This is a genomic window from Coprococcus sp. AM11-30B (assembly GCF_027674365.1).
Taxonomy (GTDB): domain Bacteria; phylum Bacillota; class Clostridia; order Lachnospirales; family Lachnospiraceae; genus Allocoprococcus; species Allocoprococcus comes.
The window spans coordinates 61,327-84,375 of the sequence record NZ_JAQDVB010000002.1; the positions used below are offsets into that span (position 1 = coordinate 61,327).

The following is a 23,049-nucleotide window of genomic DNA, read 5'->3' on the forward strand; positions in this document are numbered from 1 at the left end:
TATGAAAATATTTTCTATGACAGATGTTGGAAGAAAACGTGAAATGAACCAGGATTACGTGTTTGCCACAGATGAGTCATTAGGTACGCTGCCGAATCTTCTGGTAGTAGCCGATGGAATGGGTGGACACAAGGCAGGCGATTTTGCGTCAAAATATACGGTGGAAGTTCTGAAAGAAGAACTGAAGCATACATTAAAGGATGGACCGGAAGAGATTTTAAAAGATGCGGCTCAGACAGCGAACCACAAGCTGATCGAGAAAGCAGATGAAGACATTAATCTGGAGGGGATGGGAACCACTCTGGTTGCGGCAACTGTGATCGATCATACACTTTATTTTATAAATGTAGGTGACAGCCGTCTGTATCTTTTGAATAAGGATATCAGGCAGCTTTCCAGAGACCATTCCCTGGTAGAAGAGATGGTTCGTCTGGGAGGAATCAATGAGGAAGAGGCAAGACATCATCCAGATAAGAATATCATTACCAGAGCAATTGGAGTAAAAGAGGATGTAGAGGCGGATTTTTATGAATTCAGCCTCAAAAAGGGAGATATCATCCTGATGTGTTCCGATGGACTCAGTAATATGATAGAGGATGAAGAAATTTTTGCGATAGTTAAAGGGGCAAGAGATATCGTAGAAGCTGGTCAGAATCTGATTGACCGGGCGAATGAGAACGGGGGCAATGACAATATCAGTGTTGTTCTTGCAGAACCGTTTTCTGATGAGGTGAGTATATGGTAAAAGACGGGATTTATTTAAGTGGCCGTTATCAGGTTCTGAGCAAGATCGGAGCCGGTGGAATGGCGGATGTATATAAGGCGAAGGACTGTATGCTGAACAGATATGTCGCAGTGAAAGTCCTGAAAAAAGAATACAGGGAAGATGAAAACTTTGTAAAGAAATTCCGGTCAGAAGCACAGGCAGCAGCAGGGCTTCTGAACCCGAATATTGTCAATGTATATGATGTAGGGGAGGATCGAGGACTCTATTATATGGTCATGGAGCTGGTAGAAGGAATCACTCTGAAAGAATATGTGCATAAAAAAGGAAAGCTTTCTTCCAAGGAAGCGATCAGTATTGCAATTCAGATGTGTACCGGTATTGAGGCAGCTCACAATCATCACATCATACACAGAGATATCAAACCGCAGAATATTATCATTTCCAAAGAAGGAAAGGTAAAGGTTACGGATTTTGGTATTGCAAAGGCGACAACATCGCAGACAGTCAGCACCAGTGCAATGGGATCGGTACACTATGTATCTCCGGAGCAGGCACGGGGTGGCTATTGTGATGAGAAGAGTGATATCTATTCTGCAGGTATCACCATGTATGAGATGGTGACCGGAAGGGTTCCTTTCGATGGCGATTCTACTGTTTCGGTTGCAATGAAGCATTTACAGGAGAATATTACCCCGCCTTCTGAGTATACACCGGATTTATATCCGGCGCTGGAGAAGATTATTCTCAAGTGTACACAGAAGAGCGCGGAAAGACGTTACCAGAGTGCCGGAGAACTGATCCAGGATCTGAAGAGGGCGTTGGTCGATCCGAGTGGCGAATTTGTAGATATGGTTCCGATCCGGAGTATGGGAGATACGGTGATGATCTCGCCGGAGCGGATGGCACGTATGAAAAAGCGTCAGGGCGATGGTTATGATGACGAAGAGTATGATGATGGCTATGACGATGAAGAATATGACGAAAATGATGACTATGATGAGGATGACGAAGAGGATAATTATAACGGGGGCAGACGCGGTAACAGTAAAAATGGCGTAGATCCGAAGATGAACAAGATGATGAAGATCCTCATGGTTGCAGTTGCAGTGATCGTTGCATTTGCACTGATTTTCCTGATCGGCAAAGCAGCAGGCGTGTTTGGTAAGCGTTCAGACAGTCAGATCTCATTTTCCAATGAGATTGAAGTGCCAAATCTGGTCGGACAGCCGCAGAATGTTGCAGAGACGATGTGCGAAAAGAAGCAGCTGAAGCTGGAAGTAGAATCCGAGAAAGCATCAGATAAGGCAGCAGGTACGATTGTTGAGCAGAAGACAAAAGCAGGAAAGAAAGTCAAGAAAAATACGGTGATCAAGGTTGTAATAAGTTCAGGACCGGAAAAGATCACGATCCAGAGTGTAGAGGGAATGGATGAAGATGCGGCCAAGAAAGCACTGATCAAACAGGGCTTTACGAGCAAGAACATCACTGTTACCAGTGAATACAGCAGTGATGTTGAAAGCGGAAAAGCAACAAGGACTGATCCGGCAGAGGGAACAGAGGTATCTGCTGATTCTAAGATCACACTGTATATCAGTAAAGGTGAAAAACAGCCGGATAAGGTATCAGTTCCGCCAATTGTGGGAATGTATGTAAATGATGCGGTATCTACACTGAACGCAAACAGACTGTCCGATGGCGGAACGAGCAGTGAAGAATATTCAGATGATTATGCAGAAGGTATGATTATTCGTCAGAGTAAAGATGCCGGAACGAAGGTGACTGAAGGAACAAGTATAAGTTATGTTGTCAGCAAAGGACCAAAGCCTGCAGATCAGGTGAAGGTACCAACTCTGACAGGAAAGACACTTGGAGATGCGATTTCAGCACTGAATGCCAGAAATCTGACTTATACAGAAGTTGATATTGACAGTGCAGAACCATCTGGAAAAGTTGTAAAAGTTGATCCGGGAGAAGGTACATCGGTAGATGTAGGAACTGCGATCACACTGTATGTAAGCAATGGCTCACAGGCAAGCAGTGGATCCGACAGTAACAATTCGGGCAGCAATAATTCCGGTAACAACTCAAATAACGGCAACAATACAGGAAATTAAAAGGACTGTTTTATGCAGGGAAGAATTATAAAAGGGATTGCAGGATTCTACTACGTTTATGACGTAGTAGAATCTGTCATTTATGAATGTAAAGCAAAAGGAATTTTCCGTAAGGAGAAGATTAAACCACTGGTCGGAGATCTGGTAGAATATGAGATCTTAGATGCAGAAGAGAAGACCGGTAATATCATCCGGATCCTTCCCAGGAAGAATGAACTGATCAGACCGGCAGTGGCAAATATTGATCAGGCACTGGTTGTATTTGCAGTGAAGAAGCCGGATCCGCATTTTAATCTGCTGGACAGGTTTCTGGTTATGATGGAGCGGCAGGAGATTCCGGTTATTATCTGTTTCAACAAGAAGGATATTGCAGATGAGCCGGAAATCGAGTCTCTGGAGAAGACTTATGAGGCTTGTGGGTACCGTGTGATCTTTGCAAGTGCCAGAGAAGGAGAAAATATTCTGGAGATTAAAGAGGCACTAAAAGGAAAGACAACAACTGTTGCCGGACCTTCAGGAGTTGGAAAATCCTCTCTGATCAACTGTCTTCAGGAAAATGTCAATATGGAGACCGGAAGTATCAGCAGAAAGATCGAGCGGGGAAAACATACTACCCGCCATTCAGAACTGATCCCGATCGACGAGGATTCCTATATCATGGATACACCGGGATTTTCGTCACTGTATACCAATGATTTTGGCAAGGAAGAATTGAAATATTATTTTCCGGAGTTTGATCAGTATCAGGGAGGCTGCAGGTTTCAGGGGTGTAATCACATCAGTGAACCGGGGTGTCTGGTAAAAGAGGCTCTGGAAGAGGGAAAAGTGCATCCGGTGCGGTATGAAGATTATTGTGAGATGTATCGGGAACTAGAACAGAAGGAAAAAAGGAGGTACTAAAATGGAATATAAATTATCACCATCTATTTTATCGGCAGATTTTTGTAATCTGGAAGAAGGTATCCGCCAGACAGAGGAAAATGGAGCGGTATATTTACATTTTGATGTGATGGATGGCGTGTTCGTACCGAGTATTTCTTTTGGAATGCCTGTACTTGCATCAATCAAACCGGCGGTAAAGCAGGTGATAGATACGCATCTGATGATCACGGAACCAATCCGTTATGTGGAAGCATTTGCAGAGGCAGGAGCGGATATTCTTACTGTACATTATGAAGCATGTAAGGATATACGTGCGACTCTGGACAAGATCAAAGCGTGTGGCATGAAGACAGGACTGGCAATTTCACCGGATACACCGGTGGAGGTCCTGAAGGAATTCCTTGGTGAAGTGGATATGTTCCTTGTGATGACAGTCCATCCGGGATTTGGCGGACAAAAGCTGATTTCTGAGACGCTGGATAAGGTCAGAACACTTAGGGCAATGCTGAATGAACGTGGACTTGAGACTGATATCCAGGTTGACGGAGGAATTTATGCATTCAATGTGAAAGAAGCACTGGATGCGGGAGCAAATGTGATTGTTGCGGGATCAGCTGTATTCAAAGGGAATGCAGGAGAAAACACAAGAGAATTGATGGAGATTTTAAAGAATTATGAGTAAGACAGTCATTATCAGTGGGGGAATGCTTGACGAGGGATTTGCAGAGAAGGTTCTTGAAGCAAATCCGGAGGCTTATATTATCGCAGTAGATAAGGGGCTTGAGTATCTGTATAACCATAAGATTGAGCCTCAGTATATTGTTGGGGATTTTGACAGTATTGATCCAAAGGTGATTGATTACTATCGCAAGGAGACGAATATTCCGATCCGGGAATATAATCCGGTTAAGGATGCGACGGATACAGAGATTGCTCTTCGGCTGGGAATTACACTGGGAAGCAAAGAGATGATCCTTCTTGGGGCAACCGGTGGAAGAATCGATCATTTGTGGGCGAATGTCCAGACACTTAGTGTGGCATGTGATGCCGGAGTAAATGCCTGCATTCTGGATGAGAAAAATAAAATCTGGGTAACGAATAAATCCTGTGTGCTGAAAAAGTCAGAAGCATACGGCCCATATCTTTCTGTATTTTCTTTGGAAGGCGAGGTTTATGATTTCAGTTTGGAGGGTACGAAATGGCCGCTCAATCATCATGATCTGATGCCGTGCGACAGTCTGACGGTGAGCAACCAGTTTGTGGATGATGAAGTGAAGATCAGTTTTGTAAATGGTCGGATTGTTATTATGGAAACGAAAGACTGATAAGAGATGTATAAGAAGAGAAAAGCCAGATATCACTCGAAAATGATATCTGGTTTTTTTGCGTAAAAGGTACCAGGTGTCTGAGATGAGTACTTTTTTGATTATAAAGCCGGATTTTGAAAAAAATCACGAATCTGAAAAAGGGTTGGACACAATCCGGCAACATGCTGCAGGGAGTGCATCCTCTTTTGGAGGGGAAACTGGATTTATGATATTGTGGATTTTAGAACTTGTTTCTTATCTTTCAGTACTCTCTTGGAGAATATCCTTTCAGCTTGTGGAAAAGCCGGCTGAAATAAAGCTGATTATCATACCCGACGATTTTAGAAATTTCATTGATGGAATAGGTTGTTGTTTCAAGTAACATCTGGGCATTGTTAATTCGGATTCCCACAATAAACTGCATTGGTGTAGAACCTGTGTATTTTTTGAAGTTTCGGATAAACCAGCTGACACTCATTCCACGTGAGGCAGCATAATCATCTATGCTAATATTCTGGTTATAATTTTCACTGAAAAAGGTAACTGCGTTATCCATCTCGTGATCCAGGTATTCATTTTTCGAGATATGTTGACACAAAAGAGGAGATCATAGCAATAAATAGGAAGTCAAAACATATTGAACCACATCTTCATAATGCACTGGAGATCGTTTGTGTAACAAGTGGAGCATTAGAACTTGGTGTCGGACAGGAACTATACCATATGGAAAAAGGAGATATAGGCTTTGTATTTCTAGATGTTATTCATCACTATCAGGTACTGACACCCGGTGTAAATAAAGCGACTTATCTGATTGCATCGCCATTTACGATAGCCAAATTTGCAGATATCATGCAATCCATGGCTCCTGAATACCCAATCATCAAAGCGGAAAAGGTTGAACCGGAGGTATATAGGGTTATAAATGCAATTTTAGAGACAGAACAGTCGGATATTACTGTTGCACAGGCATATCTTCAAATTGTGTTGGCACGCTGCATAGGAAAATTAAATTTGGTAGAAAAGAGTAATGTGGGGAGCAACGATCTTATTTACCAGACAGTTTCCTATATATCAGCAAATTTTAAGAAGAAATTTTCGCTGGAAGAGATGGCAAAAGATCTGGGGGTGAGCAAATATGTTTTATCCAGACTCTTTTCCAAAACATTCCATAGAAACTTTAATCAATATCTTAACGATGTAAGGCTGAACTATGCATGCCAGCGTTTGGAAAATACGAGTGATTCTATTACAAACATTTGTCTGGATAGTGGATTTGAAAGTCAGAGAACATTTAACCGAGTATTTAAAGAAAGATATAAAATATCACCGAGTGACTACCGGAGTACATGTCTGAAAGATATGTTGTCATAACATATAGATTAATAAATTCAATAAAAATCTGATTATCAGTCTGAAATAAGTATCTCTGGGTGGTATTTATAATATGGGGTAGTGGTTAATTATTATGTCATATGCTTCTAAATGTAATGTTTTGAGGGGAGACATGAGCAATAGGAGAAGTGGTATTTGCATCAATGGGTTCAACAAAAAGAATTAAACAATAAGAATGAACAAAGTGTTGTAATCATCATACTGGTTGCAACACTTTTTTTCGACATTTTTTGAGAATTGTGGGATACTACATATCCGGTCACCGCCATGCTCCGATTTGATTTCTATACCAAAAATCAGATCGGAGGAAAGATAATGGCTTATAACAAAACAAGTGAAGAACGAAAATGGCAAGCGAAAAAATTATATTTTTTATTCATATGATCCGATGATTTATGTTTCGGATGCTCATCCGATAGAAGTGATAGAAGATTAGAAAAAGATTGACAAGTTACCAATTGGTTACTACAATATAAGTAACCGAATGGTAACTGCCAAGGGGCATGGACAATTTTTGCATTCATATTACTTTTTAATATATGGATTTTAACAAAAAAGATAAATCCAACATATGCTGCAGCATTTAAGGAAAAATGAAAATATAAGGAGAAGATATGGAATCAGATATCATTAAAATCAGCCACTTGAATAAAAGCTTTGGCGAAGTAAAAGCGGTAAATGATTTGAGCTTTCGTGTGAAAAAAGGAGAATTGTTTGCATTTCTAGGAGTAAACGGTGCAGGGAAAAGTACAACCATTTCTATTCTTTGTGGACTGCTGAAAAAAGACAGTGGAACGGTTCAGGTAAACGGAATAGAAACTGACAAAGCCGGCGCACAGATAAAAAGGATGCTTGGTGTTGTATTTCAGGATAGCGTACTTGATAAACCACTTACGGTGAAAGAGAACCTAATGAGCAGAGCTGCTTTGTACGGCATTACAGGAAATGCCTTTGATAAGAGATTACAGGAGCTGGTCGAGATTTTGAATTTTGACGAGTTTTTAAACAGACCTGTAGGTAAGCTGTCGGGAGGTCAGAGAAGGAGGATTGATATTGCCCGTGCATTATTGCACAGACCGGAAATTTTGATTCTTGACGAGCCTACAACAGGGCTTGATCCACAGACAAGGCAATTAATCTGGAATGTTATCGAGAAGCTTCAGAAAAATGAAAATATGACAGTATTTCTAACCACCCATTATATGGAAGAGGCTGCTAATGCCGGGTATGTTGTGATTCTCGACAAAGGAAGTATCGCAGCGGAAGGTACACCGTTTGAACTTAAAAATGATTATGTACAGGATATAGTATCTGTTTATGGTGTTTCCGAAGATGAAATAAAGTCATTGAACAGAGAATATAAAAAAATACGTGACGGATATCAGATAAAAGTAAGAAATACGAAGGAAGCTACGGAGCTTATTGTAGAACATCAGGACCTATTCAGGGATTATGAAGTAGTAAAAGGCGGAATGGATGATGTATTTCTTGCAGTCACAGGGAAAAAGCTAGGAGGTGAGCATTGATGAGAACAGTATTGGCATTAATGAACAGGAACAGGAAACTGTTTTTTAAAGATAAAGGTATGTTGTTTACATCAATGATCACCCCCGTCATTCTGATTGTTCTGTATGCTACGTTTCTTGCAAAAGTTTTCAGAGATTCTTTTACAGCAGCGATTCCGGATATGATCACGATTTCGGATAAGCTCATTAATGGAACCGTGGCAGCACAACTGACAGCATCACTTATGGCAGTGAGCTGTATCACTGTAACATTTTGTGTGAATCTGACTATGGTGCAGGACAAGGCAAATGGAACATGGAAGGATTTTAATGTTTCGCCTGTCAGCAAGGGAAAAATATATTTGGGATATTTTCTGTCAACAGTAGCTAATTCATTGATGGTCAATGCACTTGCGTTTGTATTATGTCTGGGATATCTGCTTAAAATGGGATGGTATCTGAATGCAGTAGATGTATTATGGGTTTTATTTGATATGATATTGCTCGTCCTGTTTGGAAGTACGCTTTCAAGTATCATTAGCTTTCCGTTGACAACACAGGGACAGCTTTCGGCTGTAGGTACAATTGTCAGCGCAGGATATGGTTTTATATGTGGTGCTTATATGCCGATTTCAAATTTTGGATCAGGTCTTCAGAAGGCACTGTCTTATCTCCCGAGTACATATGCCACTTCATTGATTAAGAATCATATGCTTCACGGAGTATTCATGGAGATGGAGAGAAAACATTATCCGGATGAAATGGTTGAAGCGATAAGAGCCACTCTTGATTGCAATCCGGTATTTCATGGAAATGTGGTAGGTGTAAATCAGATGATCGGTATTATGATGGGAAGTATAGCTGTATTCGGAATTATTTATTATTTTGTTACATTGCTGCCAGATGGTGAAGGCGGACGATAGAAAATATTATTTTCAGCAGATAGACAAAGCCTTTTTCATTTCACCAATCGTTGATATGGAAAAAAAACACTAATTTATAATTTACTTGACAAGTTACCAAAAGGTAACTTAATAACAGATTTAAATTAGGAGATAGACATGGAAAGCAAAGAAAAGAACAAAAAGGAAAAAATATTGGAAGAAGCTTTGAAGTTATTTGCACAGAGTGGATATATAGGAACATCCATGAATGATATTGCTTCAAAACTTGGAGTAACCAAGGCTGCATTGTATAAGCATTATAAAAGCAAGCAGGAGATATTGGACAGTATTATTGAAAAAATGAATGAATTGGATATTGAGAGAGTAAAGCAGTATGAAATGCCGGAGGGTGATCTGGAAAAGGTTACAGCCGAGTATAAAGAAACGGCATTTGATAAGATTAAGCAGTTCACAAAGGTGCAGTTTCTTCATTGGACGGAGGAAGAATTTTCAAGCTGTTTTCGTAAGATGTTGACATTGGAACAGTACAGGGAGCCACAGATGGCACAGCTATATCAGAATTATCTTGCAAGCGGACCATTAACTTATATGGAAGCTTTGTTTTCAGGAATGCTGGGCGATGAAGGAAAAGCCAGACAGACAGCACTTGATTTTTATGGACCTATTTTTTTGCTTTATAGCATATATGATGGAGCAGAAGACAAAAGTCAAGTGATAAAGTTACTGGAAGAGCATATGGATCATTTCTTACAGGAAATGCAGATAAGTTGAAAGGATGAAACGATTTGAACGATGAATCAGAGCGTCAGGAATGGATTGTAGCGTTACAGTTTTGCACTGCGTCGTTTATATGGAGGAGGAAAAAAGGATGAAACTTATTGCACCAATAGCAAAGTCACAGCATATGCGTGAGATATGGTTTCATGTGATGTCTGGTGGAGTGATGCTAAAGATTGTAGTTATGGAGATCGCAAGAATTACACAGATGTTTTAGTAGAAAACATATTGACTTTGTGAATGAAATTGGGTAATATATGCACATAGAACAAAAACTTTCGAGGTTTTTATCAGAAATGGTGCTTGCACCAAGTCTGGGTTTGAAAAAAGTCCGTTACAATATGCAGAGGTGTTATGTATATTGTAATGGGCTTTTTTGGTATTATATTCTAGAAAAATCAGGAGGTGTGTATGGTAATAGGAATTATAGAAGATGACAATTTGTTGAGAAAAGCTTTGGATACATCTTTGCAAAATCAAGGTTATACAACGATTCTTGCTGGTTCAAGAAAAGAAGCAATTAAAAATATAGATAGATCTGTAGATTTGTTGATCGTAGATATTGGATTACCGGATGGAGATGGAATAAGTCTATATCAAGAGCTTCAAAAAAATGGAAGAATCCCAGCAATTTTTTTAACTGCAAAAGATGATGAAAAAGATATGTTAAAAGCATTTGATATAGGAGCAGATGATTATGTGGTCAAACCATTTTCAATAAAAGTATTGTTAAAACGTATGGAAGTTGTTTTGAAGAGAAAATCGAATGAAAATGTTTTTATGTGCGGGCAGGTCATCTTGTATTCGGATAGAAAACAGGTTTTTGTAGGAAAAACAGAAATATCGTTAACACTCAAAGAGTATCAGCTTTTGGAATATTTTATTATGAATCAAAATCAGGTTCTTACAAAAGATATGATAATGGAAAACATTTGGGGAATAGATAGTGAATTCATTGACCCAAATACAATTAGTGTTATGATCAGCAGATTGAAAAAGAAATTAAATGATTCGTCCGATGTTATTAGTAATGTATTTGGAATGGGATATAGAATGGGAGAATAGCATGGCGGTAGTAATATTTACAGTACTTTTGGTGGGGATAATACTTGGTGGAAGTGTTGTATATTTATTTGAAAATCATTTTAGAACAAATGAAATGAAAAAAATATATAAACTAGCCGAATCTTTAATAAATGGCAATGAATTAGATGATTTTGATATAGGAAAAGAAACATTATATTCAAAAACGGCCAATCAATTAATTCGTTTGCAGGAAATGCTGGATGGGAGAAGAAAAGAGGCTGAAAAAAGCCAATATGAGATCCAAAAATTAATTTCTGAGATTGCACATCAATTACGGACACCGCTGTCGAATATAAAAAATTATACAGAATTGCTGCAAGAGTCATTAAATGAAACGCAGGAAATATTGAATATAGAATATATGAAAGATCTGCGAACGAGTGAAGAACAGTTATGCTTTTTGGTGGAAAGCTTTATAAAAACTGCTCGATTAGAACAAGGAATCATGCAAGTTCATATGCAAAAAGGAAATCTTGTTGAGGCTATTTTAAATGCGTTAGGGCAAATACAAAAGAAGGCAGAAGATAAAGATATCTTTTTTCAAGTAAAATTGCCAGAGAAAATTATCTGCGAACATGATAAAAACTGGATGTGTGAGGCATTTTATAATGTGTTTGATAATGCAGTCAAATATAGCAAAAGCAACAGTACGATCGATATCACAATGAAACAAACGGAAATGTTTTATAAGATCCAGATAAGAGATTATGGAATCGGGATAAAAGACGGAGAAGAAAACAAAATTTTCCAAAGATTTTATCGAGGCGAACAGGCAAGAGGGTATGAAGGATGCGGAATTGGTTTGTATCTTTCCAGAGAGATTGTTCTATTACAAAAAGGGATTATGAAAGCAACACAAATGAAGCCCGGGTTGCTCATAGAAGTGAATCTTCCGGTATAGATATTTCATATGCAGTCTGTAAGAAGTTTGTAAGATGTACCATGTAAAATAGATTATGGCTGATTTAGAGGTAGCATCTGCGAAAGGAGTTTATAGAAAAATGGATATGATCAAAGCCGTGAATCTAAAAAAATATTATGCATCCGATACATATGAAGTGCGTGCTTTAGATGGTGTGTCGTTGACTGTGGAGGATGGTGAATTTATAGCAGTTGTCGGTACGTCCGGATGCGGAAAGACAACACTTATGAACATCTTAGGAGGTCTTGATACTCCGGATTTTGGAGGTGTCTGGATCAGAAATACAAGTTTAAAAGATCTTAACAAGGAAGAAAGAACGATATTCAGAAGAAGAAATATCGGATTTGTATTTCAGCAATATAATTTGATACCCTCTCTTAGTATACGTGAAAATATTGTCCTCCCAATGAGACTGGATGGCAAGGAAATCGATGTGGATTTTTTCAATGAGATTGTAGAATCGCTTGGATTAAAAGATAAATTAGAACGTTTTCCATCAACACTGTCCGGCGGGCAGCAACAGCGAGTTTCTATAGCGCGGGCATTATTAACGAAACCGGCAATTGTCCTGGCGGATGAACCGACCGGAAATCTGGATTCTGTTACAAGTATGGAAGTCATAGGATTACTAAAATCCTGTGCCGCAAGATTCCACCAGACGACATTGATCGTGACTCATCAAGAGGAAGTAGCACAGATGGCAGACAGAGTAATACGTATGTCCGATGGAAAAATCTATACAAGAGATTGTAACGATTGTTAGGAGGTATCACTATGTTTCATAAGAACATTCCAAATAACAATAAAGACATAATCCGATTCCTGGCTAAAAATTTTGCAGGCACAAAAAAGATAAGAAATACGATTTTATTTTGCTCAGTAGTAATCGGTATTGTTGCTATAACCATGGTCTTCGGAATCTCCTTTGGGAAAATACAGGCAGAAGAAATAAGATTAACCAGAGAAAATGGAACTGCTTCTTCGGGCAGAATAGAAGATGGAACAGAAGAACAATATGCAAAATTAAAACAACTGGATTATATAAAACAGGTTGGGAAAAGCATTTTTGTAGGTGAAGCTACAGACATTTCAGAGGATAATGCAAAAACGATATGCAACGTAGTATGGGCTGACTCAGAAAGCTGGAACAATTTTTTGAAGCCTGCATATACCAATGTGATTGGAAGCTACCCACAGAAAAAGGATGAAATTCTATTGTCGGAGCGGGCATTGAAAAAACTTGGTATTTCTGAACCAGACCAGGGAATGGAAATAAACTTAGATGTATACAAAGGTGTGTTCGAACATTCGAAAGAAACATTCAAACTATGTGGCTGGTATACGGACTCTGGAAATGAACTGGCAACCGGATATATTTCACATGACAAAATTAATGAGTTAAACCTGGAAAAGGGTTCCTATACTTTACTTTTCAGTCAGAGCAATCATTTAAGCAGAAGCAAAACAGAAGAAAAATTATATCAGACATTACCGATGAAGAGCGCAGAACAGAAGATATACGTTTCTGATACAGCACAATATACTGCTGTTTCTAAATTCGCAGGTGGATATGAGATGGTGATATTGGGAACAATAGGAATTTTGTGTGGAATATATTTCCTTGTACGCAATGTCCTTTGGATATCCATGAGCGAAGATGTTCAAAATCTCGGACTGCTCCACACAATCGGAGCCACAGAAAGACAGATTACAAAAATATACCGGAAACAAATGAGGTCACTCATGTTAAAAGGTTCTGTCTTGGGAAGTTTGATCTCTGCACTGATTTTAGTCTTATTAATACCGGAACTATTAGGTTTCCATTTTTATCAGGAAATGGGAGGGAATACAATACTTTCCTTTTTCAGACCGTGGATTCTTTTGCTTTCTGTTGTATTTGTAAATGGAATTTTGTGGATAGCATCGGAAGGCGTTATTAGAAAAATAACGAAGCTGTCTTGTATTGAGAGTGCTGCTTATAACGAAAATACAGTTGCCAGAAAAACAAAACACTCTGGGAAAATAGTGCACAGACGTTCTGAAACAGAAGAAATGTTCTATATTGCATGGGGAAATATAACACGACAGAAAGCACGATTTATCATTACAAGTCTTTCTATATTTTTAGGTGTCCTATCCTTTATTCTAATGAATGTACTTACAAATGGATGTGATTATAAGCATCTTCTTGAGAAACGTCCTGATTTTTTGCTGGCAGGAGAGTTTAGCGAATTTGGGAAAAGCCAGGGGTGTGGGGAAGAATATAAAACAAGAGAAATCGATGTGGATCCTTTGCTGACGCAGGGAGATGGTGTGGAACTGTTGTATGATAACGATTATGATGAATTTTCACCAATTTCTCAAGAGTTGGAGAAAAAATTACACAAGATAGATGGTATCGATTGGGAAAAATCTAATTTGATCGAAGGAGCTTATGTAACTACAGTTATGTCCAGAAAGGGCATCCGTCCTTATGACGAAGGGCTTTCGAATCTTACAGATGACAATATGGTGGAAGGATTCAGTTGGGATACTGTGCAGATTTTAAATGACAATCAAATCTTGTCGCTTGAGAAATACGTTCAGGATAATCAACTCAATATTGATTTGAAATCTTTGGAAGAAGGAAATGGAGTGTTGCTCATACATGATCATATGCTGACCCCGGAACAGCAAAAAATTGCAGATGAAGCAATTGGCGAACCGGTATACTTTAAAACTTTGCTTTCAAGGGAAGATGCGATTCGTAGAAAAGAACAAAGTAATTCTGAGAATAAAGAGAAACAACAGGAAGACGAATTCCCTCAAAAAGAATCGGAAACATTTACTCTATGTGGTTATTTAGACAGGCAAAGTGATGATTTCCCGGAAATACATCAATCCTGGCATGGAGAGGGCAGCTTATATTATTTTATCAGTGAGAAAGGCTTTCAAAAGATACCGACTGAGAAAAAGATATTAACAATGGAATTAACTGCCGACTCGGAAAAAGAACCTTATGTGAAAACACAGATCAGCGAGCTGGTCTCCGAGGAAAATAAAAAACGATCCGAAATGACAGAAGTATCGATGGATGAAGGCACAGGCGAAGCAGGAGTTTTTGTTATTTGTAAATCAGACTTGATGCAACAAAAAGAAACATATATGAGAGGAAATCGAATTCTCCTAGGTGCTATAAGCATCATATTATTCATTGCGGGATTAACAAATTATTGTAACGTTGTATTCACTGGTATGTACTCCAGGCGAAAAGAATTAGATATTATGGAAAGTATCGGAATGACGGATAAGCAGATGAAATTAATGCTTTTTGGAGAAGGTAGTTATTATTTTATGTGCGTGGTGGGAATGATGTTCACAGTAGGAGCAGCAACTTTGGTTGGAGTAAAAATTTATATGGAAAATAAATTGTCATATTTTACATTTTATTGGCCAATTCATATTACTGTAGGTGTAATATTATCTTTATTGCTTATTAATGTTGCGGTTACACATTTTATATGCAAGAAGAGATAGAAGAGGCATGGTGACTATTTAGGATCTATGTTAAGTTTTGAAATGAAATTCTTGTGAACTTTGCCCCGTTACAGTTGTTTTTTACGCTATTATCTGAAAGACATATAATATATAGGCTTGAATGGTGAAAGTGTTCATTTGGGCCTATTATTGTATGAATTCATGTGTTACAAACAGAGCAAGATCCACCCGTGTATTACAGACAATTTTGTATTACTTACGAGTAGCGGACTTGATGGGGATTACGTCCCCATACCCACGTGAAAATATAATTGCAGGCAATTACATTTTAGCAGATATGCGGGCATATCTGAATAAGCGTCATAGACAACAAAATAAGGAAATTTTGATAAAGCATTCACCCTGAATGGGTGAGTGTTTTTGGCTTTCAGGTATTTAAATAACCGAAAAAAATTTTCATCAAGAACGATCTGTCATTGGCGGCAGGCGCAACAAATTTCTTAGAGAAAATTAAGTTTTACAAATAAGGTTGCTTACAAGTGTAAAGAAAACAGAAACTTAAATATTCACAAAGAGAAAAGGCTATGGTATAATACAGAGTACTGAATTTAGATAATTATACTGAAAATCAAAGGATTTATAGGAGGAAATATACAAAATGAAATTAGGAATCGTTATTCCGAGACCGATTTCATAAATGTCCATATAAGTTGTTAAATGCCTTTAAATGCTGATAGCTAGAGCATTTAGCGGATTTCCGACTTGGATAAAACTCTATATAAATTCATGTGAGTTTTTGGAAAATGGCCCACTTTGTGGCCCACTAACTTTTTGATCGAAGTCCTAATATGGTAAGGAGAAGCGCTTGTAGGAGCGCTTCTTTTTTGGAAAATATTGTAAATATTTTAAGTGATTTTTTACCGGAAAATTGTGAAGTGGCTACAGCTATTGACGAGGTATAAACAATAGTTGCTATTTGTAAAATTCATTGTTATGATATTTATGGAAATGATATAAATAACGGAAAAAGGTAGAGCTTTTACAATGAAAAAGAAACTTACAATAGATGAGCAAATTGAAGATCTCAAGAAAAAAGGAGTTACTTTTGAAATAATGTGTGAAGAGGATGCAAAAAAATTTCTTCGCTACAATAATTATTATTTCAAATTGAAATCATATGCAAAAAATTATCCTATTAATCCGAAAAATGGTAAATATGTAAATTTAGAATTTGCGTATTTAGTGGAATTGTCGAAGCTGGATATGTATCTTCGAAAAATAATTTTGGGTATGTGTTTAGATGTAGAGCATATACTAAAAACAAGGATGTTATATGATGTTAGTCAAAACGAAAAAGAAGATGGATATAATATTGTCAAAAAATATTTATGGGCGTATCCTAATACAAAGATAGAAATACTACAGAAAGCAAATTCATATAATTTCACGTCTGATTTAGCAGAGAAACATTCGCTGGATGAGGAATATTCCGTTTGGAATTTGGTTGAATTATTATCATTTGGAAAATTTGTGGAGTTATATACCATGTATTATCAAGAGTATAAATCACCAAATTACAGTGATTATTTACAATCCATTAAATTTTTAAGAAATGCAGCAGCTCATAGCAATTGTTTGATGAGTTCAATTATGAAACCCAAGGGAGCAAAAAAATTTCGAAAGACCATCAAGTTGACAAATGCATTATCCCAGGCTCAAAAGGAAATTAGTTTACATGCTCGTAGTAAATATATGGCTTATCCTACATTTCATGATTTTGTGGCACTTTTATTTGTTTATAATGACCTTTTAAAGGAAGCTGCTAACCGTAATATGCGTGATAAAACAATGGATGAATTGTACCATTTTTTCTGTGAAAAAGATGGAAGAGTTTTGAAGTACAAAGAGTATTTTGAAAAAAATCAGGTTATTGCTGAAGCGTATAGATTCATTAGTGGAGTAATACAATATATTAAGAAGCAAAATAATAATCCAAAACATAAAAGGTACTTGAAAATTTAGTAGAAAACATATTGACTTTATGAATGAAATTGGGTAATATATGCACATAGAACAAAAACTTTCGAGGTTTTTATCAGAAATGGTGCTTGCACCAAGTCTGGGTTTGAAAAAAAGTCCGTTACAATATGCAGAGGTGTTATGTATATTGTAATGGGCTTTTTTGTATTACATTCTAGAAAAATTAGGAGGTGTGTATGGTAATAGGAATTATAGAAGATGACAATTTGTTGAGAAAAGCCTTAGATACATCATTGCAAAATCAAGGTTATACAACGATTCTTGCCGCTTCAAGAAAAGAAGCAATTAAAAATATAGATAGTTCTGTAGATTTGTTGATTGTAGATATTGGATTACCGGATGGAGATGGAATAAATCTATATCAGGAACTTCAAAAAAATGGAAGAATCCCGGCAATTTTTTTAACTGCAAAAGATGATGAAAAAGATATGTTAAAAGCGTTTGATATAGGAGCAGATGATTATGTGGTCAAACCATTTTCAATAAAGGTATTGTTAAAACGTATGGAAGTTGTTTTGAAGAGAAAATCAAATGAAAATGTTTTTATGTGCGGGCAGGTCATCTTGTATTCGGATAGAAAACAGGTTTTTGTAGGAAAAACAGAAATATCGTTAACACTCAAAGAGTATCAGCTTTTGGAATATTTTATTATGAACCAGAATCAGGTTCTTACAAAAGAGATGATAATGGAAAATATATGGGGAATCGATAGTGAATTTATTGATCCTAACACAATTAGCGTTATGATCAGCAGATTGAAAAAGAAATTAAATGATTCATCGAATGTTATCAGTAATGTATTTGGAATGGGATATAGAATGGGAGATTAGCATGGCTGTAGCAATTTTTACAGTACTTTTAACAGGTTTCATACTCGGAGGAAGTACTGTATATTTAGTTGAAAATCATTTTAGGACAAAGGAAATGAACAAAATATATAAACTGACCGAATCTTTAATAAACGGCAATGACTTAGATAATTCTGATATAGGGAAGGAAACGCTTTACTCTAAAACAGCCAATCAATTAATCCGTTTACAGGAAATATTAGAAGGAAGAAGAAAAGAGGCCGAAAAAAGTCAATATGAGATACAGAAATTGATTTCTGAGATTGCGCATCAACTAAGGACACCGCTGTCGAATATAAAAAATTATACGGAATTGCTGCAAGAATCATTGGATGAAACGCAAGAAGTATTGAATACAGGATACATGAAAGACTTGCGAACGAGTGAAGAACAATTATGTTTTTTAGTGGAAAGCTTTATAAAAACTGCTCGATTAGAGCAAGGAATCATACAAGTTCACATGCAAAAAGAAAATCTTGTCGAAACAATTCTAAATGCATTAGGGCAAATACAAAAAAAGGCAGAAGATAAAGGTATCTTTTTTCAAGTAGAATTGCCGGAGAAAATCATTTGCGAACATGATAAAAACTGGATGTGTGAGGCGTTTTATAATGTGTTTGATAATGCAGTCAAATATAGCAAAAGCAATAGTACGATCGATATCACAATGAAACAAACGGAAATGTTTTATAAAATTCAGATAAGAGATTATGGAATCGGGATAAAAGACGGAGAAGAAAACAAAATTTTTCAAAGATTTTATCGAGGCGAGCAGACAAGAGGTCAGGAAGGATGCGGAATTGGTTTATATCTTTCCAGAGAGATTGTTTTATTACAAAAAGGGATGATAAAAGCAAAACAAATGAATCCAGGGATGCTTATAGAGGTGAATCTTCCGATATAGACAATTCATATGCACCTTGTAAGAAGTTTGTAAGATGTACCATGTACAATAGATTATGGCTGAGTTAAAGGTAGCATTTACGAAAGGAGTTTACAGAAAAGATGGATATAATCAAAGCCATGAATCTAAAAAAATATTATACATCCGATACATATGAAGTGCGTGCTTTAGATGGTGTGTCGTTGACAGTGGAAGAGGGCGAATTTATAGCGGTTGTCGGTACGTCTGGATGTGGAAAGACAACACTTATGAACATTTTGGGCGGTCTTGACACTCCGGATTTTGGAGGTGTCTGGATCAGAAATACAAGTTTAAAAGATCTTAACAAGGAAGAAAGAACGATATTCAGAAGAAGAAATATCGGATTTGTATTTCAGCAATATAATTTGATACCTTCTCTTAGCATACGCGAAAATATAGTTCTTCCGATGCGACTGGATGGTAAGGAAATCGATGTGGATTTTTTCAATGAAATTGTAGAAACACTTGGACTAAAAGATAAATTAGAACGTTTCCCATCAACACTGTCCGGTGGGCAGCAACAGCGAGTTTCTATAGCGCGGGCATTATTAACGAAACCGGCCATTGTCCTGGCGGATGAACCGACTGGAAATCTGGATTCTGTTACAAGTATGGAAGTTGTGGGATTACTAAAATCCTGTGCCGCAAGATTCCATCAGACGACATTGATCGTAACTCATCAAGAGGAAGTAGCACAGATGGCAGACAGAGTAATACGTATGTCCGATGGGAAAATCTATACAAGAGATTGTAACGATTGTTAGGAGGTATCATTATGTTTCATAAGAACATTCCAAATAACAATAAAGACATAATCCGATTTCTGGCTAAGAATTTTGCAGGCACAAAAAAGGTAAGAAATTCGATTTTATTTTGCTCGGTAGTAATCGGTATTGTTGCGATTACCATGGTATTCGGAATCTCTTTTGGGAAAATACAGGCAGAAGAAATAAGATTAATCAGAGAAAATGGAGCTGCTTCTTCGGGCAGAATAGAAGATGGAACAGAAGAACAATATGCAAAATTAAAACAACTGGATTATATAAAACAGGTTGGGAAAAGCATTTTTGTAGGTGAAGCTACAGAAGTTTCAGAGAACAATGCAAAAACGATATGCAACGTAGTATGGGCTGACTTGGAAAGCTGGAACTCTTTTTTGAAGCCGGCATATACCAATGTGATTGGAAGCTACCCACAGAAAAAGGAGGAAATTCTATTATCTGAGAGGGCATTGAAAAAACTTGGTATTTCTGAACCGGAACAGGGAATGGAAATAAACTTAGATGTATACAAAGGTGCGTTCGAACATTCGAAAGAAAAATTCGAACTATGTGGCTGGTATACGGACTCTGGAAATGAATTGTCAATTGGATATATTTCACATGACAAAATTAATGAGTTGAGTCTGGAAAAAGGACCTTATACGTTACTTTTCAGTCAGAGTAATCATTTAAGCAGAAGCAAAACAGAAGAAAAATTATATCAGACATTGCCGATGAAGAGTGCAGAACAGAAGATATATGTTTCTGATACAGCACAATATACGGCCGTTTCTAAATTCGCAGGTGGATATGAGATGGTGATATTGGGAACGCTGGGCATTTTGTGCGGAATATATTTCCTTGTGTGCAATGTCCTTTGGATATCCATGAGTGAAGATATTCAAAATCTCGGACTGCTCCATACAATTGGAGCTACAGAAATACAGATTACAAAAATTTACCGGAAACAAATGCGATTACTCATGTTAAAAGGCTCTGCTTTGGGAAGTTTGATTTCTGCACTGATTTTGATTTTATTGATACCGAAAATAGTAGGCTTTCATTTTTATCAGGAAATGGGAGGAAACACGATACTTTCCTTTTTCAGGCCGTGGATTCTTTTGATTTCTGTTCTATTTGTAAATGGAATTCTGTGGATAGCATCGGAAGGTGTTATTAGAAAAATAACGACTCTGTCTTGCGTTGAGAGTGCCACTTATGATGGAAATAAGCTTAACAGAAAAATAAAACATCCCGTGGAAATGGTGTTGAAACGTTCTGAAATAGGAGAAATGTTCTATATTGCATGGGGGAATATAACGCGTCATAAAACACGATTTATCATTACAAGCCTTTCCATATTTTTAGGAGTCCTGTCTTTTATTCTAATGAATGTACTTATAAATGGCTGTGATTATAAGCATCTTCTTGAAAAACGACCTGATTTTTTGCTGGCAGGAGAGTTTAGTCAATTTGGGCAAAGCATGGGTTATGGAGAAGAATATAAAACCAGAGAAATTGATGTTGATCCTTTGCTGACACAGGGAGATGGTGTGGAACTGCTGTGTGATAACGATTATGATGAATTTTCACCAATCTCTCAAGAGTTGGAGAAAAAACTACATAAGATGGAAGGTATTGATTGGGAAAATTCCAATCTGATCGAAGGAGCTTATGTAACTACAGTTATGTCCAGAAAAGGCATCCGCCCTTATGACGAAGGGCTTTCGGATCTTACAAATGATAATATGGTGGAAGGAATCACCTGGGATACTGTACAAGTTATAGACGAAGATCAAATCTTGTCGCTTAAGAAATATGTACAGGATAATCAATTAAATATTGATGTAAAATCTTTGGAAGAAGGGACTGGCGTATTGATTATACATGATCATATGCTGACCCCGGAACAACAAAAACTTGCAGATGAAGCAATTGGCGAACCGGTATATTTTAAAACTTTGCTTTCAAAAGAAGATGCGATTCGTAGAAAAGAACAAAGTAATTCTGATAGTAAAGAGAAACAACAGGAAGAGGAATTTCCTCAAAAGGAATCCGAAACATTTACTCTATGTGGTTATTTAGACAGGCAAAGTGATAATTTCCCAGAAATACATCAATCCTGGCATGGTAGAGAAGGCAGCTTATATTATTTTATCAGTGAGAAAGGCTTTCAAAAGATACCAACTGAGAAAAAGATATTAGCAATGGAATTAACTGCTGATCCGGAAAAAGAACCTTATGTGAAAACACAGATCAGCGAGCTGATATCCGAGGAAAATAAGAAACGATCCGAAATGACAGAAGTATCGATGGATGAAGGCACAGGCGAAGCAGGAGTTTTTGTTATCTGTAAATCAGACCTGATGCAGCAAAAAGAAACATATATGAGAGGAAATCGAATTCTCCTAGGTGCTATAAGCATCATATTATTCATTGCGGGATTGACCAATTATTGTAACGTCGTATTTACCGGGATGTACGCTCGGAGAAAAGAATTTGATATTATGAAAAGTATCGGGATGACGGATAAACAAATGAAATTAATGCTCTTTGGAGAAGGCAGTTATTATTTTATGTGTGTGATGGGAATGTTGTTTACTGTAGGGGTGGCAGCCTTGGTTGGAGTGAAAATTTATATGGAAAATAAATTGTCATATTTTATATTTCATTGGCCGATTCATGTTATGGTAGGTGTAATGTTTTCTTTAATGCTTATTAATGTTATGGTTACACATTTTATATACAAGAAGAGATAGAAGAGACGCGGTGACTATTTAGGATCTATGTCAAGTTTTGAGGTGAAATTCTTGTGAACTTTGCCCTGTTATAGTTGCTTTTTACGCTATTATCCCAAAGACATATAATATATAGGCTCGAATGGTGAAAGTGTCCATTTGGGCCTATTATTGTATAAATTAATATGTTACAACCAGAGCAAGATCCACCCGTGTAATACAGTATTGTCATTTTGACAATTTTGTATTACTTACGAGTAGCGGACTTGATGGGGATTACGTCCCCATACCCACGTGAAAATATAATTGCAGGCAATTACATTTTAGCAGATATGCAGGCATATCTGAATAAGCGTCATAGACAACAAAATAAGGAAATTTTGATAAGGCATTCACCTGGAATAGGTGAGTGTTTTTTGTTTTCAAATATTCAATTAACCGAAAAAATTAAAAAAATTTCATCAGGGGGCTGTAAAAATGCCTCTCGGCGTTTCGTATTAATGAAAGGGTATTTGGGCGGGAAAAATAAAAAACTTTCCTCAAGAGCCTGTATTTATGCCCTTCATCTTTTGAATATATGTAAGGACATTTTTGAGCCGGCATAAAAATGATTTTTACAATAATTAGAAACAGAAATGAG

Annotated in this window: 20 protein-coding genes and 1 pseudogene; 20 read left to right on the forward strand and 1 reads right to left on the reverse strand. The window is 37.2% G+C overall.

The window, feature by feature from the left end; translation table 11 throughout:
- Position 1 precedes the first annotated feature (1 nt).
- The 5 genes from PGU50_RS01290 to PGU50_RS01310 are packed head-to-tail and all read left to right on the forward strand — an operon-like array spanning position 2 to position 5,048.
- The gene (locus tag PGU50_RS01290; protein WP_117822698.1) at positions 2-745 is read left to right on the forward strand and encodes a Stp1/IreP family PP2C-type Ser/Thr phosphatase; all 744 of its coding nucleotides are present in this window, start codon (positions 2-4) and stop codon (positions 743-745) included.
- The gene (pknB, locus tag PGU50_RS01295; RefSeq protein WP_270245999.1) at positions 739-2,841 is read left to right on the forward strand and encodes a Stk1 family PASTA domain-containing Ser/Thr kinase; all 2,103 of its coding nucleotides are present in this window, start codon (positions 739-741) and stop codon (positions 2,839-2,841) included. The genes PGU50_RS01290 and pknB overlap by 7 nt, the downstream gene beginning before the upstream one ends.
- 12 nt (positions 2,842-2,853) lie before the next feature.
- The gene (rsgA, locus tag PGU50_RS01300) at positions 2,854-3,741 is read left to right on the forward strand and encodes a ribosome small subunit-dependent GTPase A (protein WP_008372146.1); all 888 of its coding nucleotides are present in this window, start codon (positions 2,854-2,856) and stop codon (positions 3,739-3,741) included.
- A 1-nt stretch (position 3,742) separates the two neighbouring features.
- Entirely contained in the window at positions 3,743-4,405 is a 663-nt protein-coding gene (gene rpe, locus PGU50_RS01305) for a ribulose-phosphate 3-epimerase (RefSeq protein ID WP_173826088.1), read from the forward strand.
- Positions 4,398-5,048: a thiamine diphosphokinase gene (locus PGU50_RS01310; protein ID WP_270246000.1), complete on the forward strand. Its 651-nt coding sequence runs from the start codon at positions 4,398-4,400 to the stop codon at positions 5,046-5,048. Before rpe ends, PGU50_RS01310 begins: the two co-directional genes overlap by 8 nt.
- Positions 5,049-5,292: 244 nt before the next feature.
- Here PGU50_RS01310 and PGU50_RS01315 read toward each other — a convergent pair.
- Positions 5,293-5,622 (reverse strand): annotated as a pseudogene (locus PGU50_RS01315) (helix-turn-helix domain-containing protein); the annotation flags it as partial.
- On the opposite strand from PGU50_RS01315, the gene PGU50_RS01320 reads away from it, so the two are divergent.
- From PGU50_RS01320 to PGU50_RS01390, 15 genes are all read left to right on the forward strand, one after another.
- Positions 5,601-6,404, forward strand: a complete 804-nt coding sequence (locus tag PGU50_RS01320; RefSeq protein WP_270246052.1) for a helix-turn-helix transcriptional regulator — start codon at positions 5,601-5,603, stop codon at positions 6,402-6,404. The pseudogene PGU50_RS01315 and the gene PGU50_RS01320 overlap by 22 nt on opposite strands.
- A gap of 635 nt (positions 6,405-7,039) precedes the next feature.
- Complete coding sequence (locus PGU50_RS01325) at positions 7,040-7,951, forward strand: ABC transporter ATP-binding protein (protein ID WP_270246001.1); 912 nt, start codon at positions 7,040-7,042, stop codon at positions 7,949-7,951.
- A complete protein-coding gene (locus PGU50_RS01330) occupies positions 7,951-8,853 on the forward strand; it encodes an ABC transporter permease (RefSeq protein ID WP_173826086.1) in 903 nt (300 codons plus the stop codon). Before PGU50_RS01325 ends, PGU50_RS01330 begins: the two co-directional genes overlap by 1 nt.
- 138 nt (positions 8,854-8,991) lie before the next feature.
- Positions 8,992-9,606 (forward strand): TetR/AcrR family transcriptional regulator, encoded by a 615-nt coding sequence (locus PGU50_RS01335; protein ID WP_270246002.1) that lies wholly within the window; start codon positions 8,992-8,994, stop codon positions 9,604-9,606.
- 97 nt (positions 9,607-9,703) lie between these two features.
- A complete protein-coding gene (locus PGU50_RS01340; RefSeq protein WP_270205306.1) occupies positions 9,704-9,829 on the forward strand; it encodes a hypothetical protein in 126 nt (41 codons plus the stop codon).
- A 194-nt stretch (positions 9,830-10,023) separates the two neighbouring features.
- A complete protein-coding gene (locus PGU50_RS01345; protein WP_117835563.1) occupies positions 10,024-10,677 on the forward strand; it encodes a response regulator transcription factor in 654 nt (217 codons plus the stop codon).
- Between the two features lies 1 nt (position 10,678).
- Positions 10,679-11,599, forward strand: a complete 921-nt coding sequence (locus PGU50_RS01350) for a sensor histidine kinase (RefSeq protein ID WP_270246003.1) — start codon at positions 10,679-10,681, stop codon at positions 11,597-11,599.
- A gap of 100 nt (positions 11,600-11,699) precedes the next feature.
- Positions 11,700-12,383, forward strand: coding sequence for an ABC transporter ATP-binding protein (locus PGU50_RS01355; protein ID WP_270246004.1), 684 nt, complete (start codon positions 11,700-11,702; stop codon positions 12,381-12,383).
- Positions 12,384-12,394: 11 nt separating this feature from the next.
- Positions 12,395-15,136, forward strand: coding sequence for an ABC transporter permease (locus PGU50_RS01360; RefSeq protein ID WP_270246005.1), 2,742 nt, complete (start codon positions 12,395-12,397; stop codon positions 15,134-15,136).
- Between the two features lie 1,005 nt (positions 15,137-16,141).
- Complete coding sequence (locus PGU50_RS01365) at positions 16,142-17,119, forward strand: Abi family protein (RefSeq protein WP_268803826.1); 978 nt, start codon at positions 16,142-16,144, stop codon at positions 17,117-17,119.
- Between the two features lie 194 nt (positions 17,120-17,313).
- On the forward strand, positions 17,314-17,967 hold the full coding sequence (locus tag PGU50_RS01370) for a response regulator transcription factor (RefSeq protein WP_118005567.1): 654 nt from the start codon (positions 17,314-17,316) through the stop codon (positions 17,965-17,967).
- A 1-nt stretch (position 17,968) separates the two neighbouring features.
- Complete coding sequence (locus tag PGU50_RS01375) at positions 17,969-18,889, forward strand: sensor histidine kinase (RefSeq protein WP_270246006.1); 921 nt, start codon at positions 17,969-17,971, stop codon at positions 18,887-18,889.
- A gap of 101 nt (positions 18,890-18,990) precedes the next feature.
- Positions 18,991-19,674, forward strand: coding sequence for an ABC transporter ATP-binding protein (locus PGU50_RS01380; RefSeq protein WP_118005569.1), 684 nt, complete (start codon positions 18,991-18,993; stop codon positions 19,672-19,674).
- An 11-nt stretch (positions 19,675-19,685) separates the two neighbouring features.
- Positions 19,686-22,430, forward strand: a complete 2,745-nt coding sequence (locus tag PGU50_RS01385; protein WP_270246007.1) for an FtsX-like permease family protein — start codon at positions 19,686-19,688, stop codon at positions 22,428-22,430.
- Positions 22,431-22,675: 245 nt separating this feature from the next.
- Positions 22,676-23,014: a hypothetical protein gene (locus tag PGU50_RS01390; protein ID WP_270246008.1), complete on the forward strand. Its 339-nt coding sequence runs from the start codon at positions 22,676-22,678 to the stop codon at positions 23,012-23,014.
- The last annotated feature ends 35 nt before the right edge of the window (positions 23,015-23,049 follow it).